At 57.7% G+C, this 13,995-nt stretch carries 12 protein-coding genes; all 12 read left to right on the forward strand.

The genetic code is table 11. The features are described from left to right. The first annotated feature begins 54 nt into the window (after positions 1 to 54). Positions 55 to 1,545 (forward strand): aldehyde dehydrogenase family protein, encoded by a 1,491-nt coding sequence (locus ACU6HM_RS07270; protein ID WP_021447061.1) that lies wholly within the window; start codon positions 55 to 57, stop codon positions 1,543 to 1,545. Positions 1,546 to 1,608: 63 nt separating this feature from the next. Then, complete coding sequence (locus ACU6HM_RS07275) at positions 1,609 to 2,481, forward strand: transporter (RefSeq protein WP_446763591.1); 873 nt, start codon at positions 1,609 to 1,611, stop codon at positions 2,479 to 2,481. Positions 2,482 to 2,512: 31 nt separating this feature from the next. Beyond that, positions 2,513 to 3,685 (forward strand): amine dehydrogenase large subunit, encoded by a 1,173-nt coding sequence (locus tag ACU6HM_RS07280; protein WP_083054306.1) that lies wholly within the window; start codon positions 2,513 to 2,515, stop codon positions 3,683 to 3,685. 1 nt (position 3,686) lies between these two features. Beyond that, positions 3,687 to 4,229 (forward strand): MauE/DoxX family redox-associated membrane protein, encoded by a 543-nt coding sequence (locus ACU6HM_RS07285; protein ID WP_009462709.1) that lies wholly within the window; start codon positions 3,687 to 3,689, stop codon positions 4,227 to 4,229. A 9-nt stretch (positions 4,230 to 4,238) separates the two neighbouring features. Next, positions 4,239 to 4,880, forward strand: coding sequence for a methylamine dehydrogenase accessory protein MauD (mauD, locus tag ACU6HM_RS07290; protein ID WP_009462707.1), 642 nt, complete (start codon positions 4,239 to 4,241; stop codon positions 4,878 to 4,880). Next, the gene (locus ACU6HM_RS07295) at positions 4,864 to 5,412 is read left to right on the forward strand and encodes a methylamine dehydrogenase light chain (protein ID WP_137430807.1); all 549 of its coding nucleotides are present in this window, start codon (positions 4,864 to 4,866) and stop codon (positions 5,410 to 5,412) included. The genes mauD and ACU6HM_RS07295 overlap by 17 nt, the downstream gene beginning before the upstream one ends. A 139-nt stretch (positions 5,413 to 5,551) precedes the next feature. Continuing rightward, a complete protein-coding gene (locus ACU6HM_RS07300; protein WP_021447058.1) occupies positions 5,552 to 6,052 on the forward strand; it encodes a hypothetical protein in 501 nt (166 codons plus the stop codon). Between the two features lie 116 nt (positions 6,053 to 6,168). Then, on the forward strand, positions 6,169 to 7,119 hold the full coding sequence (locus ACU6HM_RS07305) for an AraC-like ligand-binding domain-containing protein (RefSeq protein ID WP_009462703.1): 951 nt from the start codon (positions 6,169 to 6,171) through the stop codon (positions 7,117 to 7,119). A gap of 115 nt (positions 7,120 to 7,234) precedes the next feature. Beyond that, the gene (locus ACU6HM_RS07310; RefSeq protein ID WP_009462701.1) at positions 7,235 to 8,038 is read left to right on the forward strand and encodes a hypothetical protein; all 804 of its coding nucleotides are present in this window, start codon (positions 7,235 to 7,237) and stop codon (positions 8,036 to 8,038) included. Between the two features lie 31 nt (positions 8,039 to 8,069). After that, positions 8,070 to 9,146, forward strand: a complete 1,077-nt coding sequence (gene hemE, locus ACU6HM_RS07315) for a uroporphyrinogen decarboxylase (protein WP_009462699.1) — start codon at positions 8,070 to 8,072, stop codon at positions 9,144 to 9,146. Positions 9,147 to 9,431: 285 nt separating this feature from the next. Continuing rightward, positions 9,432 to 11,525 (forward strand): primosomal protein N', encoded by a 2,094-nt coding sequence (locus ACU6HM_RS07320; protein WP_060186150.1) that lies wholly within the window; start codon positions 9,432 to 9,434, stop codon positions 11,523 to 11,525. A 137-nt stretch (positions 11,526 to 11,662) separates the two neighbouring features. Next, on the forward strand, positions 11,663 to 13,738 hold the full coding sequence (locus ACU6HM_RS07325; protein WP_009462695.1) for a UvrD-helicase domain-containing protein: 2,076 nt from the start codon (positions 11,663 to 11,665) through the stop codon (positions 13,736 to 13,738). The last annotated feature ends 257 nt before the right edge of the window (positions 13,739 to 13,995 follow it).

Raw genomic sequence — 13,995 nt, forward strand, 5'->3', positions numbered from 1 at the left:
CTCGTTCCTATACTGGATTCGTTAAGAATCAACTATTCCGTGTGGAGACAGACTATGGGGCAGGACGTACAAGCCGAGCGCAAGGCGATTCGCGAACACATGATTATTGACGGCAAACCCGTCACTGAATCTCAAGGGCCCACGATTCCCGTCTACGATCCCGCAACGGGACAAGTGATTGCGCACCAGCCCGAGGCCGGTGCTCAAGGCGTGGATCTGGCCGTGCGTGCTGCGCGCCAGGCTCTGGAGCAGGGCGAATGGGCTCAGATGTTGCCCGCTCAGCGCGAGCGCCTCTTGTTGCGTTTGGCTGATTTGATTGAATCCCACGCGGATGAGCTGGCTCGTCTGGAAACCCTGAACAACGGCAAGCTGCTGTTCTTTTCCTACGGCCTGGAAGTGGCGGCCAGCGCACAATGGCTGCGCTACATGGCTGGGTGGGCCACCAAGATGAATGGCGAATTGCTCTCGCCTTCCATCGGCTTTCCTCCCGGCGTGAAATACCACGCTTATACCCGCCAGGAACCGGTTGGTGTGGTGGGCGCTATCGTGCCCTGGAACTTCCCGTTGCTGATGGCGGTGTGGAAGATTGCGCCTGCCATGGCCGCCGGTTGTACCGTGGTTCTGAAGCCTGCTGAAGAGACACCGCTGACTGCCATTCGTCTGGCCGAACTGGCTCTGGAAGCCGGTTTCCCCGCCGGTGTGATCAACGTGATCACGGGTCGTGGCGAAAGCACCGGTGCGGCTTTGACGGCTCACCCTGGCGTGAACAAGATTTCCTTTACCGGCTCCACGGAAGTGGGCAAGTTGATTGGTCATCAGGCCGTCAACGACATGAAGCGCATGTCCCTGGAGCTGGGCGGCAAATCCCCCGTGGTCATCATGGACGATTGCGATGTGGACATGGCCATTCAAGGTGCGGCCAACGCCATCTTCTTTAACCAGGGCCAGGTATGTACTGCCGGCTCGCGTCTGTTCGTGCAAAAAGGCATTTACGAGCGCGTGGTGCAGGGCGTAGCCGATCTGGCTTCTTCCATGACTCTGGGCTCGGGCTTTGAGCAGTCCACCCAGATTGCTCCGCTGATTTCCGCCCGTCATCAGCAGCGCGTGCAGAACTACATTGATGTGGGCCGCCAGCAAGGCGGTCGCATGTTGGCAGGCGAGGGTGCTCGCCCCGAGCAGGGCTACTTTGTACGTCCTACCGTGTTTGCCGACGTCGCTCCCGATGCTCGCATCATGCGTGAAGAAATCTTTGGTCCCGTGGTGGTCGCGACCCCGTTTGATACCGAGGCGCAGGCACTGCAGTTGGCCAACGATACAGACTTTGGCCTGGGTGCCAGCGTCTGGAGTCAGGATCTGGCCCGCGTCCAGCGTTTGACTGCTGGCATCAAGGCCGGAACCGTGTGGGTCAACACCCACAACATGCTGGACCCCAGCATGCCCTTTGGTGGCTACAAGCAGTCCGGCCTGGGTCGGGAGCACGGGCGCGCTGCGGTAGAGGCTTACCTGGAGACCAAATCGGTCTGCATGGCCTACCCGGCAGCCTAGCTAGGGATAAAGGCGCGAACACAATAACGATACCGTTCGCGCCTCTTTGAGGAGACAACAATAATGTATGCAATTTTGCAGCGGACCGCTCTGGCCTTGGCCTTGAGCGGCGTCAGTGCCGGTGCCGCCCTTGCGGGCGACCCCAGTGCGCGGGACTGGATTCCTGCTCCGGTAGGGACCAATATCCTGGCGGTCTACATGATGGGCCTGAAGTCTCACGGTTTTTATGATCAGGGTTCACGAATTGGCGATAGCCCCAAGCTGAATGTGCAAGGCATGATTTACCGCCAGATGCACTTTCGCGAACTGGCCGGCAAGACGGTGCAGTACGAGCTGATCGTGCCCGGTTTTCGCAACACGCTGGATGTTCCAGGACAAGACCGGGATCGCATGACCGGGATTGGTGATGTGACTGCCGGTGCGGCCGTGTGGCTGCACAACGATCCGGAAAACCGTTTCTGGTTTGCGTGGGAGCCTTTCATTACGGCTCCTACAGGTCGTTACCACGGCTCGCAGGCTGATGTGTCCTCCGGCAAGAATCGCTGGAGCACGATCCAGGACTTTGCGATTGTGAAAGGCTTTGGGGAGTCTTCCTTTATTGAAGGTGTGGCGGAGTTCGAGTTCTTTGGCAACAACAAGAACTACTACGGCCAGACTCTGAAAAAAGACACGGCAATCCGCTTGATGGCCCTGGTTTCAACCAACCTGACTGAAAAGACTTATGTGGGTATGCGCTACCGCTACGAGGCAGGTGGCCGTGAGCGGGTCAATGGCCAGACCACGGCGACGCGTGCACGTAACCACCAGTTGGCCGCCGAGATCACCCACCAGTTGACCGACGCTCACCAGGTGCAATTGCAGTACATCCATGATTTGAAAGTCGAGAATGGCCCGCGCATGCGCGGCCTGCAATTCCGTTATGCCTATGCGTTCTGACAGCGTGGACGCCCATGAGGAGAGACATCCAATGAAGTCTAAATTTAAATTAACGACCGCCGCCGCCATGTTGGGGCTGATGGTACTGGCCGGTGGCGCGCAGGCCCAGGACAAGCCGCGCGAAGTCCTGACAGGTGGTCACAGTGTGTCTGCCCCGCAGGAAAACCGTATCTATGTCATGGACTCGGTGTTCATGCACCTGACCGAAAGCCGTGTGCACGTTTATGACTACACCAACGGCAAGTTCCTGGGCATGGTACCCACCGCCTTCAACGGCCACGTGCAGGTGTCCAACGACGGCAAGAAAATCTACACCATGACCACCTATCACGAGCGCATTACGCGTGGAAAGCGCTCGGATGTAGTGGAAGTGTGGGATGCCGACAAGCTGACCTTCGAGAAGGAAATTTCCCTGCCACCCAAGCGTGTGCAAGGTCTGAACTATGACGGTCTGTTCCGTCAGACGACGGACGGCAAGTTCATCGTGCTGCAAAACGCCTCGCCAGCGACCTCGATCGGGATCGTGGACGTGGCCAAGGGCGACTATGTGGAAGACGTCACAGCTGCCGCCGGTTGCTGGAGCGTGATTCCCCAGCCCAATCGCCCCCGCAGCTTCATGACCATTTGTGGTGATGGTGGCCTGTTGACCATCAATCTGGGCGAAGACGGCAAGGTCGCCAGCCAGTCGCGCAGCAAGCAGATGTTCTCCGTGAAGGACGATCCGATCTTTATCGCTCCGGCTCTGGATAAGGACAAGGCTCACTTCGTGTCCTACTACGGCAATGTCTACAGTGCTGATTTCAGCGGTGACGAGGTCAAGGTAGATGGCCCCTGGTCCTTGCTGAACGACCAGGACAAGGCCAAGAACTGGGTGCCCGGTGGCTATAACCTGGTGGGTCTGCATCGCGCCAGCGGTCGCATGTATGTGTTCATGCATCCCGATGGCAAAGAGGGCACTCACAAGTTCCCCGCGGCCGAGATCTGGGTCATGGACACCAAGACCAAGCAGCGTGTAGCCCGCATTCCAGGGCGTGATGCCTTGTCCATGACCATTGATCAGCAACGCAATCTGATGCTGACCCTGGACGGTGGCAATGTGAACGTCTATGACATCAGCCAGCCTGAACCCAAGTTGCTGCGCACCATTGAAGGCGCCGCAGAAGCATCCTTGCAAGTTCAGTTCCACCCAGTTGGGGGTGTCTGATATGGACCCGGTCCTGACCTATGCCAGCCTGGCTTGCTTGGCCGTGCTGATGGGACTGGGGGCGCTGGATAAACTGCGTCACTTCAGCCTGTTCGAGGCAGCCGTTGGCGGTTATCGATTGTTGCCGGAAGTGTTGTTACGACCGTTCAGTGTGCTGTTTGTCGCTGCCGAGGCCTTGAGTGCGCCTTTGCTGCTGTGGCCAGCTAGCCGTTCGCTGGGGGCGGTTCTGGCCCTGTGCGTCCTGCTGGTCGCCACCAGTGGCATTGTGATGAACCTGCTGCGTGGCCGCCGCGATGTGGATTGCGGCTGCTCCGGGCTGGGGGAATCCTCCGGTGGTCTGTCCTGGTGGCTGGTGGCTCGCAATGCCTTGCTGGCTGCGCTGGCGGTGGCCAGCGGTGACTGGGCCATCAGCAGCGCCCGTGAACTGGTCTGGGTGGACGGTTTGACCTTCTTTGGTGCCACCTTGGCCTTGCTGGGCCTGTACTATGCGGCCAACCAGCTGATCGAATCCCATCTGAAATTCCAGAAAATGCAGAATTCTTAGGAGACCTAAATGACCGCTTTAATGATTTCCAACGTCATTTTATGGGTAATCGTACTGGCCCTGGTGCTGGTTGTACTTGCCCTGTCGCGCCAGATTGGCGTGTTGTATGAACGGGTTGCCCCCATGGGCGCCCTGACTATGGATAAAGGTCCGCAGGTGGGTGATGCCGCTCCCGTCATGGAATTGCAGGACCTGCGCGGTCGTGCCGTTACCGTGGGCGTGGCTGGCCCGCGTAGCCAGTTGATTTTCTTCATGTCGCCTACCTGCCCGGTGTGCAAGAAGCTCTTGCCGATTCTGAAGTCCATTCAGGGCTCGGAAGGTCAGTGGGTAGATATTGTGCTGGCCAGTGATGGCGAGATGCCCGAGCATCTGGCTTTCTACCAGAAAGCACAACTGGACGCCTTCCCTTACGTCCTGTCCACACAGCTGGGCATGGGCTTTCAGATCAGCAAACTGCCTTACGCCGTCCTGATCGACGAGAACGGTGTGGTGCGCGGCAAGGGTCTGGTCAATTCGCGTGAACAGCTGGAAAGCCTGTTTACCGCCAAAGACCTGGGCGTGGCCTCGGCGCAAGAATACTTGGCCGGTGACTCGGGCATGAAGCAAGTGCAGGTATCACGAAAGGAGAACGTCAATGCGTTGGCTGGATAAATTTGGGGAGAACCTCTCCCGTTCTGTGGCCCACAAGACTTCGCGTCGCAGCGTGCTGCGCTCGGTGGGCAAATTAATGGTCGGTTCGGCCTTTGTGTTGCCTGTATTGCCGGTGGCTCGCGCCGCCGGTGGTGGTGGCAGCAGCAGTGGTGCCGATCACATCAGTCTGAATCCCGATCTGGCGAATGAGGACGAAGTGAACTCCTGCGACTACTGGCGTCATTGTGCGGTGGACGGGTTCCTGTGCTCTTGCTGCGGTGGCACGACCACCACCTGCCCTCCGGGCTCGACGCCTTCGCCCATCTCGTGGATTGGCACTTGCCACAACCCGCATGATGGCAAGGACTACCTGATCAGCTACCACGACTGCTGCGGCAAGACCGCTTGCGGCCGCTGCCAGTGCAACACGCAGACCCGTGAGCGTCCTGGTTACGAGTTCTTCCTGCACAATGACGTGAACTGGTGCATGGCGAACGAGAACAGCACCTTCCATTGCACGACATCGGTACTGGTTGGCTTGGCTAAAAACTAAAAAAGGGCCCGTCGGGCTGCCAGTCATGCGGGAAGAACGGTCCTTGGGACGCCAGTTCTTTCCTGCATAGGCAGCCCCAGGGTTTGAACAAGGTGCCGGGCGGCCAGGATGGCGTTCGGTCACTTAAGGAGGCATCACTGTGTGGACATCTTTGCGCCTGGCCTGTTTGGGCGCCGTACTCCTGGCGTTTACGCCTTGGGCCCATGCCCAAGAAGAGATGGCCGGAACGGGCGATTACCTGCAAAGTTCGCAGGCTTTCAAAGACTATATGCTGCAATGCGCAGGTTGCCATCGCTACGATGGCCAGGGCCTGACGCATCGGGGCATCCCCAATTTCAACCAGTCCATTGGCTTGTTTACACGCCTGCCAGCTGGACGGGACTATATGATTCGAGTGCCCGGTGCCTCGCAGTCGCAACTGGATAATGCCGATCTGGCTCGTGTGCTGAACTGGATTGTGGCCAAGTTCAGCCCGGAAGAAATGACACCCGATTACCGACCCTTTACCTCGGCCGAGGTAGGGGCATCGCGCCGGCATCGTTTTGATGATGTACTCAAGGCGCGTACGGAGCTAACCGTCAAGATGAACAGTATGGGTCTGGAGCCTGCGCCCTACCTGTACGGCTCCATGGATCGCTGATACAGCGGGTTAACGACCGTAGACGCTTGAATTTTTTAGGGCTATAAGAAAGGGGGCATATTCTGCCCCTTACCCCGATCAATTGCGTTGGCCGAAAGGGCACTCAGGCAATGTCTATGTTATTGCGCACTCCCTCTGCTTCTTTCAAGAGCCTGGCTGCTTGGCAGGAAGTGGTGTGCGCGTACTTTGTGCCCTTGGAAGTTCAGCCGGATTCTCGCCGTGGTTTCTCCAACCGGGCGGCCACCGATCGCATGGGTTCGGTCGATGTCATGGAACTGTGTACCAGCGCGCAGCGCGTGCGTCGTACCCAGGCCTTGGCCAGCCGATCCGAGCAGGCGCTGTACAAGGTCACCTTGCAGATCAGTGGCAGTAGTCAGATTCAGCAGGATAATCGCAGTGGCATCTTGCACGCCGGGGAGTGGGGCATTTATGACACCACCCGCCCTTACGAAGTGGCCGTGCAGGATCAATCCCATTTTCTGGTCTTGCAGTTCGAGGAAGAGCGTTTGCTGCCTTGGTTGCCCTGGCTAAGCGATGCGGTGGCCCGCTCGTTCTCCGCCACGACAGGTCCGGCCCGAATTGCCATGGATATGCTGCGTTTGGGTTTGCAGGAGCGCGGGCACTTGTCGCCCTCGGCCTTGAGCGAACTGTCCCAGACCGTGATTCGCATGATGGCTCTGAGCCTGGCCGATGGTCGCCCGGTGACGACCGAGTCCGCCCTGGACGAAGTGCGGCGCGGGCAGCTGCTGCAAATTCAGCAATACGTGCAGGATCATCTGGGTGATACCGGTTTGAATGCCCAGTCCCTGGCGCTGCAGTTTCGCATTTCACGCCGTTATCTCTACAAGCTGTTCGAGCTGTGCGGGCAAGCGCCTGCCGATTACATCATGGCCGCCCGCCTGGAGCGCGCCTGTCAATTGTTGGTGGACGGCAAACCCGGTCGGCAGATCAGTGAGCTGGCCTGGCAAATGGGCTTTTCCGACGCGGCCGTGTTCAGCCACGCCTTCCGGCGACGCTATGGCGTATCGCCCAGCGAATGGCGTCGCAGCCGTATTTGCGGCGATTAAGTACAGCTACGTAGACGCAACTCCGACTTATCGCAGACGGGTCGGATTTCTATCCTAGAGGCTCATGATTATGGGGCGGCCGGTGTGGTTCGCCCGGCTTCTCAAGGACAGTCTTATGCGTCTACACCTCGATTGTGCGTTGCTGCACACCCAGCCATCGTGGGCTCAGAATTTACAGGCCATCGTCCCGCCTTGCGAGCGCTTGCAGCTGCATGTTCTGCAGGCGCCACCACCGCCCCATCCCGATCAGGAGTATTTGTTTTTGCGCAGCGCATCGGCCTTGCTGCTACGTTTTGATGCCTGTCTGATTCCCATCGAAGCGGCCACCCTGATTCACGTGCGTCGAGCCTTGTCGGTGGCCCAAGGTCATTTGCCAGTGCCGGTCTTTGGTTTGCTGCGGGGTGCCATCAAGGCCGCGGCCCTGACAGACCTGCTGGAACTGGGTCTGGCAGACTACGTGCGCGAGCCTTTATGCCTGGACGATTTGCGCGCCCGCATCAATCGTCAGCGTTTACAGACCTCTTCCCACGCTTTGAATGAACCGGGGCTGTCGGGTCGGATACACTATAGGGTGCAGGAAAACCAGGATCTGGTCCTGCACCCCGGCCCAACGGAGCAGCGCCTGTCGCAAACGATCTTGCAACAGGAGGGGACAACGCTGGAAGCCTATGCCGCTGCGGTAGCCTCGCGCTACGCCAGCAGCCAGGAATCTTTCAAAGTTGCCAAGGGACGGATAGTGGCCCGCTTCGAGCAGGCTTATATCCACGCCGCCCTTGATCGCCATAGCGGCAATATCGCCATGGCGGCCCGCTCCGCGCAAAAGCACCGGCGTGCTTTCTGGGCACTGATGCGCAAACACCATATCGATGCAGCACGCTTTCGATCCGCGTCAAACCCAGACGACGAACACGATGGTTAAAATTAACAGGCATTTTTCAATAGGGATTGCCGTGTCTTTACCTCAATTAAAAAACGATGTTTTCCTGCGCTCGCTGTTGCGCGAACCTGTGCCTTACACCCCCATCTGGCTGATGCGTCAGGCCGGGCGTTATTTGCCTGAATACAATGCCACCCGTGCCCAGGCTGGCTCCTTCATGCAATTGGCTCAGAATCCCGAATTTGCGTGCGAAGTAACCTTGCAGCCCTTGCGTCGTTTCGATCTGGATGCCGCCATTCTGTTCTCGGACATCCTGACCGTGCCACACGCCATGGGCCTGGGTCTGGATTTCGTCGCTGGTGAAGGCCCGCGTTTTGCCCGTCCTGTACGCAACGAAGCCGACGTCATGGCGCTGGAAGCGCCGGACATGTCCAAGCTGCAATACGTGTTTGATGCCGTTTCGCTGATCCGCAAGGAACTGGACGGCAAAGTACCGCTGATCGGCTTTGCCGGCAGCCCCTGGACCATTGCCTGCTACATGGTGGAAGGCCAGGGCTCGGACGACTACCGTCTGGTGAAAAGCATGATGTATCAGCGTCCGGACCTGATGCACCGCATGCTGGAAATCAATGCCCAAACCACCTGCGAATACCTGAACAATCAGATCCGTGCTGGTGCACAGGCTGTGATGCTGTTCGACAGCTGGGGTGGTGTGTTGTCCGACTCCCTGTTCCAGGAATTCTCCCTGGCCTACACCCGTAAAGTGGTTGATGGCCTGATTCGCGAGCATGACGGCAAGCGCGTCCCTGTCATCGTCTTTACCAAGGGCGGCGGCATGTGGCTGGAAGATATTGCTGGCTGTGGCGCTGATGCCATGGGTGTGGACTGGACGGTGAACCTGTCCCGTGCGCGCGCTCGTATTGGTGACAAACTAGCCTTGCAAGGCAATCTGGACCCCATGACCATGTTCGGTGGCGAAGAAGCCATCCGCCGTGAAGCCCGTCGCGTTATTGACGACTTTGGCCCTGTGGGTCAGGGCGGTCACGTGTTCAACTTCGGTCACGGTATTTCGCGTTTCACAGACCCGGAAGCCGTGGGCATTCTGGTCGACGAAGTGCACTCCTACAGCCGTCGACACCACAGCGTTTGATAGTCTTTGCGCACGGGCTGTCGCAGCTTGTGCGCAAAGTTATGCACACAGACAGAGCTGGGTTTGAGGTCTTTATATTTAAGGTTTAATTTCAATACCCAGTTTTAATTAGTTGATTTCTCTGCGTTTTATCCTTATTTCAGAGATATTGAAAATTAAATTGTATCTGTGCTTGCTTCTTTGTATTTTTTGTCCATGTCATTTTCCCCAAAGTTATCCACAGGTCGCTAAGCTCTTGACTTATCAGGCTTTCAGCCAGGCCAGCCCTTTTTTGAACCACCATCCATGACCGCCACTCCTGACGCTATTTCTGCATCGGCAAGCACCGGACCTTTCTGGCTGCATGTGGCTTTGGACGTTCCCCTGGATGGGGTGTTTGATTATCAGCACCACGAACCCGTCCTGATCGGACAGCGGGTCATTGTGCATTTTGGGCGGCGGCAGATGATAGGCGTGGTGGTGGCTTTGCCGGAGCAACCTTCCTACCCGCCCGAGCAGGTCAAAGCGATTGATCAGCTGCTGGATGACTTGCCGCCTTTCCCGCAGGACTGGTTGCGGATGGCGCGCTTTGCGTCTACCTATTACCACCGTCCGCTGGGCGAGGTCATGATGCCGTCCTTGCCAGGGCCTTTGCGCAAACCCTCTGCCTATCTGGGCAAGCGTTCCGCTGGTGGTCCGGTATTGCGCATGGCCAAGCGCAAGGAAAAGAAGGTGGAGCCGGTGGACAGCGACGTCCTGCCCGTGCTCAATGCCGAACAGCAGGCTGCGGTAGATGGCATTGTGGCGGCCAAACCCGGTAGCTGCATGTTGCTGCATGGCGTAACGGGTAGCGGGAAAACCGAAGTCTATATGCGGGTGCTGGAACAGGTGCTGGCCGCCGGTCGGCAAGTCTTGTTCATGGTGCCCGAAATCAATCTGACACCTCAGTTCGAGCAGGTCTTGCGTGCTCGTTTGGCGCGCGTCTTGCCCGGCGATGTGCTGGCTGTCTTGCATAGTGGTCTTTCCGAAGGTGAACGGTTGCGCTCCTGGTTGCGCGTCAACAGTGGTCAGGCGCGCATTTTGTTGGGAACACGGCTGTCCATTTTTACCCCCATGCCCGAGCTGGGCCTGATTATTGTGGACGAGGAGCACGACGCTTCTTACAAGCAGCAAGATGGCTTGCGTTACTCTGCTCGGGACCTGGCTGTGTGGCGTGGCTACGATCTGAAAGTGCCAGTGGTGCTGGGTTCAGCCACCCCTTCGCTGGAAAGCTGGAATCATGCTCGACAAGGGCGCTATAGCCTGTTGAGCCTGCCCAAGCGTGCGCGAGAGGTTTCCTTGCCCCGAGTGCGTCTGGTCGATACCCGCCATTTGCGCCTGGAGTCGGGCTTTTCTCCCCAACTGCTGGATGCGCTGGAAGCATGTCTGGAGCGCGGCGAGCAATCGCTGGTTTTCATTAACCGGCGTGGCTACGCGCCTGTGCTGCATTGCGCCTCTTGCGGCTGGCTGTCTCAATGTCCGCGTTGCACGGTGTACACCGTGCTGCACCGGCAAAATGGCTTCAAGCACAATTTGCAGTGCCACCATTGCGGTTATCAGGCCCCCGTGCCGCGTGCTTGCCCGGATTGCGGCGATCAGGACTTGCAGCCTATGGGGCGTGGCACTCAACGTATTGAAGAGTTTCTGGGCGAGCGTTTTCCCAATGCCCGCCTGGTGCGCATCGACGCGGACAGCACCCGCTTGAAGGGCAGCGCGCAGCAATTGTTCGAGCAGGTGCATGCGGGCGAAGTGGACATCATGGTGGGGACGCAAATGGTCGCCAAGGGCCATGACTTTACACGCTTGAGTGTGGTGGGTGTGCTCAATGCCGATGCCACCTTGTTTGCCCATGACTTCCGCGCGCCCGAGCGCTTGTTTGCCCAGTTGATGCAGGTGGCTGGGCGGGCTGGTCGCCATACCGAAGGGGCGGATGTCATCATCCAGACGGGCTACCCGGAGCAGGCCGTTTATCAAAGCCTGATCAAGCACGATTACATAGGCTTTGCTCAAAGCGCCTTGAACGAGCGCGAGTCCGTGGGCTTGCCGCCTTTTGCCTATCAGGTGCTTCTGTCTGCCGAAGCGCCGCAATTGGCAGATGCCATTCGCTTGTTGACCCAGGCGCGCCGTTTGCCTGAAGAATATCCGAATGAATTTCCGGGCGCGGATCAGGTTTTCCTGTACGATCCCGTGCCCTTACGTGTTTTGCGCGTTGCCAAAGTGGAGCGTGCCCAGTTGCTGTTGGAAAGCGCCCATCGTCCGGCCTTGCAAGCCTTTGTGCGCTATTGGGGGCCACAGGTCGCGCAGTTGGCCAAGCAGCATAAAGTGCGCATTACGATTGAGGTCGATCCCCTCGAGATTTAAGATTCTCCAGGCTCATGTATATGCAGGACGGTAGGAGCATCTTCAGTACATCAGGGTGTATCCTTGTGCGCTATTTAGTTGTGCACGTTGTTTGGCGTTGAACCTCGTTTTCTTGCCTAGTATTCACTGATTCCACCATGTCCACCTCCGTAACTACTCCAGGCCATACTGTCCCCACCGACCTGAACGCCATGCAGCGTCAGGCCGTGTTGTATATGGATGGGCCTTGCCTGGTGCTGGCCGGAGCGGGCAGTGGCAAGACACGGGTGATCACACAGAAAATCGCTTATCTGCTGCGTGAGTGTGGGTACACGGGCCGGCAAGTGGTCGCGCTGACTTTTACCAATAAAGCGGCGCGTGAAATGAATGAGCGGATTCGCGCCCTGGTAGATCCCAAGCTGTTGCGAGGGCTGACCGTCAGCACCTTTCACTCTCTGGGCTTGCGCATGTTGCGTGAGGAAGCACAGCACGTGGGTTTGAAGCCGCGCTTTTCCATTCTGGATTCCAACGATGCGCTGGCAATTATTCAGGAACTGCTGGCTACCACGGATAAAGGCCGCCTGAAGTCCGTTCAGCAGGAAATCTCCTTATGGAAAAACGCCTTGATGGGGCCGGACGATGCGGAGCGTGCTGCAAACTCGCCCAGCCAGATCGAGGCGGCTCGTATTTACCGCGACTACGCCGCCACCTTGATTGCCTATCAGTCGGTGGACTTTGATGATCTGATCCGCCTGCCTGCGCAGTTGATGGAAGACAATCAGGAAGTGCGCGAGCGCTGGCAGCGTCGGGTGCAGTATCTGCTGGTGGACGAATATCAAGACACTAATCTTTGTCAGTATCGGCTGGTGCGCTCTCTAACCGGTCAGCGCAATATGTTCACCGTAGTGGGGGACGACGATCAGGCCATTTACGCCTGGCGTGGCGCTACCGTGGAGAATCTGGCGCAGCTTCCCAAGGATTACCCGGACCTGAAAGTCGTGAAGCTGGAGCAGAACTATCGCTCGGTGCAGCGCATCTTGCAGGCTGCCAATAATGTCATTGGCAATAATCCTGTCGTGTTTGGTAAGAAGCTCTGGTCTGACCTGGGCTTTGGTGAGCCTATCCAGGTTCACGTGACAGACGACGAGCAGAACGAGGCCGATTCAGTGGCCATGCGTATCTCGGCAGAGCGCTTCGAGCGTCAGGCCGAGTGGCGAGATTTTGCGGTGCTGTATCGTGGCAACCATCAGGCCCGTATCTTTGAGCAGGCGCTGCGCAATCTGCGCATTCCCTACACCATCTCGGGTGGGCAGAGTTTCTTTGACAAGGCCGAGATTCGCGACATCCTTTCTTACTTGCGAGTCGTTGCGAACGACGATGATGATCCGGCATTCATCCGCGCAGCGACGACACCAAGGCGCGGAATTGGGCAGGCTACCTTGCAGGTCCTGGGTCAGTTTGCGGCGGAACAAAAGCTGTCTTTGTATTCCGCCGTCTCGCAAATCGCTCTGACGGATCGCTTACCGGAAAGGCAGTTGGAGCCTTTAAGTGTCTTTGCGCAGTTTATTGGCCGTATCCAGCAAAGAGCGGACCGGGTAGAGAGCGATCAGGAAGGACACGAGACGGCCGTCAGCGAATTGCTGGACGAGCTGCTGCGGGCGATTGATTACGAGCGCTATCTCTACGATATGTTCGACGAGCGACCCGCGCAGACTCGTTGGGAAAACGTATTGGAGTTGATTACCTGGCTGAAGTCCAAAGCGGCAGACGATCAACTGAGTTTGAATGACTTGGTGCAGCGAGTTGCCCTGATCACCATGCTGGAACGCGGTGAGGATGAAGACCCGGATGCGGTCAAATTGTCCACGCTTCATGCTTCCAAGGGGCTGGAGTATCCGCATGTGTTCCTGGTGGGGGTGGAAGAGGGGCTGCTGCCGCACATTGGGCGCGATGACGAAGATATAGACCCGGATAAAGAAGCCGATATTCTGGCCCAGCGCATTCAGGAAGAGCGGCGTCTGATGTACGTGGGTATTACGCGTGCGCAGCGCAGTTTGCGCTTGAGCTGGTGCAAGAAGCGCAGACGCGCACGTGAGAATCTGGTGCGTGAGCGATCGCGCTTTATTGATGAGATGAAGATTGAAGACCCTGGTGCCCAGGAAGATCCGGCGCAGGCGGCTTTAAGTCCCAAGCAGCGGCTGGATATGCTGAAGAACTTGTTGAACAAGTCTTGAGCAGTGCTTCTTGATCAAGGACGATTTCGTGTTGGGCCTATGTTTTGTGAGGCACCGTCGTTCTGCAGGCCAGCTTTTGCTGGCCTTTTTCATTTTCTGCGGCGCTGGAAGAAACGCTCTCCGTGCCTGGGCTTGTCTTGATCTTGGGGCTGGGGAGACGCGTGGTGAGGTGCTGGCGCCCAATGAGCCAAGGTCCCGGGCGGTGGATGAAGGTGTGCCGCTGGAAAGGCCGTATTAGCAAACGCAGAAAAAACAAA

The sequence above is a fragment of the Alcaligenes sp. RM2 genome (assembly GCF_052931795.1).

Bases quoted from the DNA above. Each gene is read 5' to 3' on its own strand.
- ACU6HM_RS07270 (WP_021447061.1), top strand. From the start codon at position 55: ATGGGGCAGGACGTACAAGCCGAGCGCAAGGCGATTCGCGAACACATG.
- ACU6HM_RS07275 (WP_446763591.1), top strand. From the start codon at position 1,609: ATGTATGCAATTTTGCAGCGGACCGCTCTGGCCTTGGCCTTGAGCGGC.
- ACU6HM_RS07280 (WP_083054306.1), top strand. From the start codon at position 2,513: ATGAAGTCTAAATTTAAATTAACGACCGCCGCCGCCATGTTGGGGCTG.
- ACU6HM_RS07285 (WP_009462709.1), top strand. From the start codon at position 3,687: ATGGACCCGGTCCTGACCTATGCCAGCCTGGCTTGCTTGGCCGTGCTG.
- mauD (WP_009462707.1), top strand. From the start codon at position 4,239: ATGACCGCTTTAATGATTTCCAACGTCATTTTATGGGTAATCGTACTG.
- ACU6HM_RS07295 (WP_137430807.1), top strand. From the start codon at position 4,864: ATGCGTTGGCTGGATAAATTTGGGGAGAACCTCTCCCGTTCTGTGGCC.
- ACU6HM_RS07305 (WP_009462703.1), top strand. From the start codon at position 6,169: ATGTTATTGCGCACTCCCTCTGCTTCTTTCAAGAGCCTGGCTGCTTGG.
- ACU6HM_RS07310 (WP_009462701.1), top strand. From the start codon at position 7,235: ATGCGTCTACACCTCGATTGTGCGTTGCTGCACACCCAGCCATCGTGG.
- ACU6HM_RS07320 (WP_060186150.1), top strand. From the start codon at position 9,432: ATGACCGCCACTCCTGACGCTATTTCTGCATCGGCAAGCACCGGACCT.
- ACU6HM_RS07325 (WP_009462695.1), top strand. From the start codon at position 11,663: ATGTCCACCTCCGTAACTACTCCAGGCCATACTGTCCCCACCGACCTG.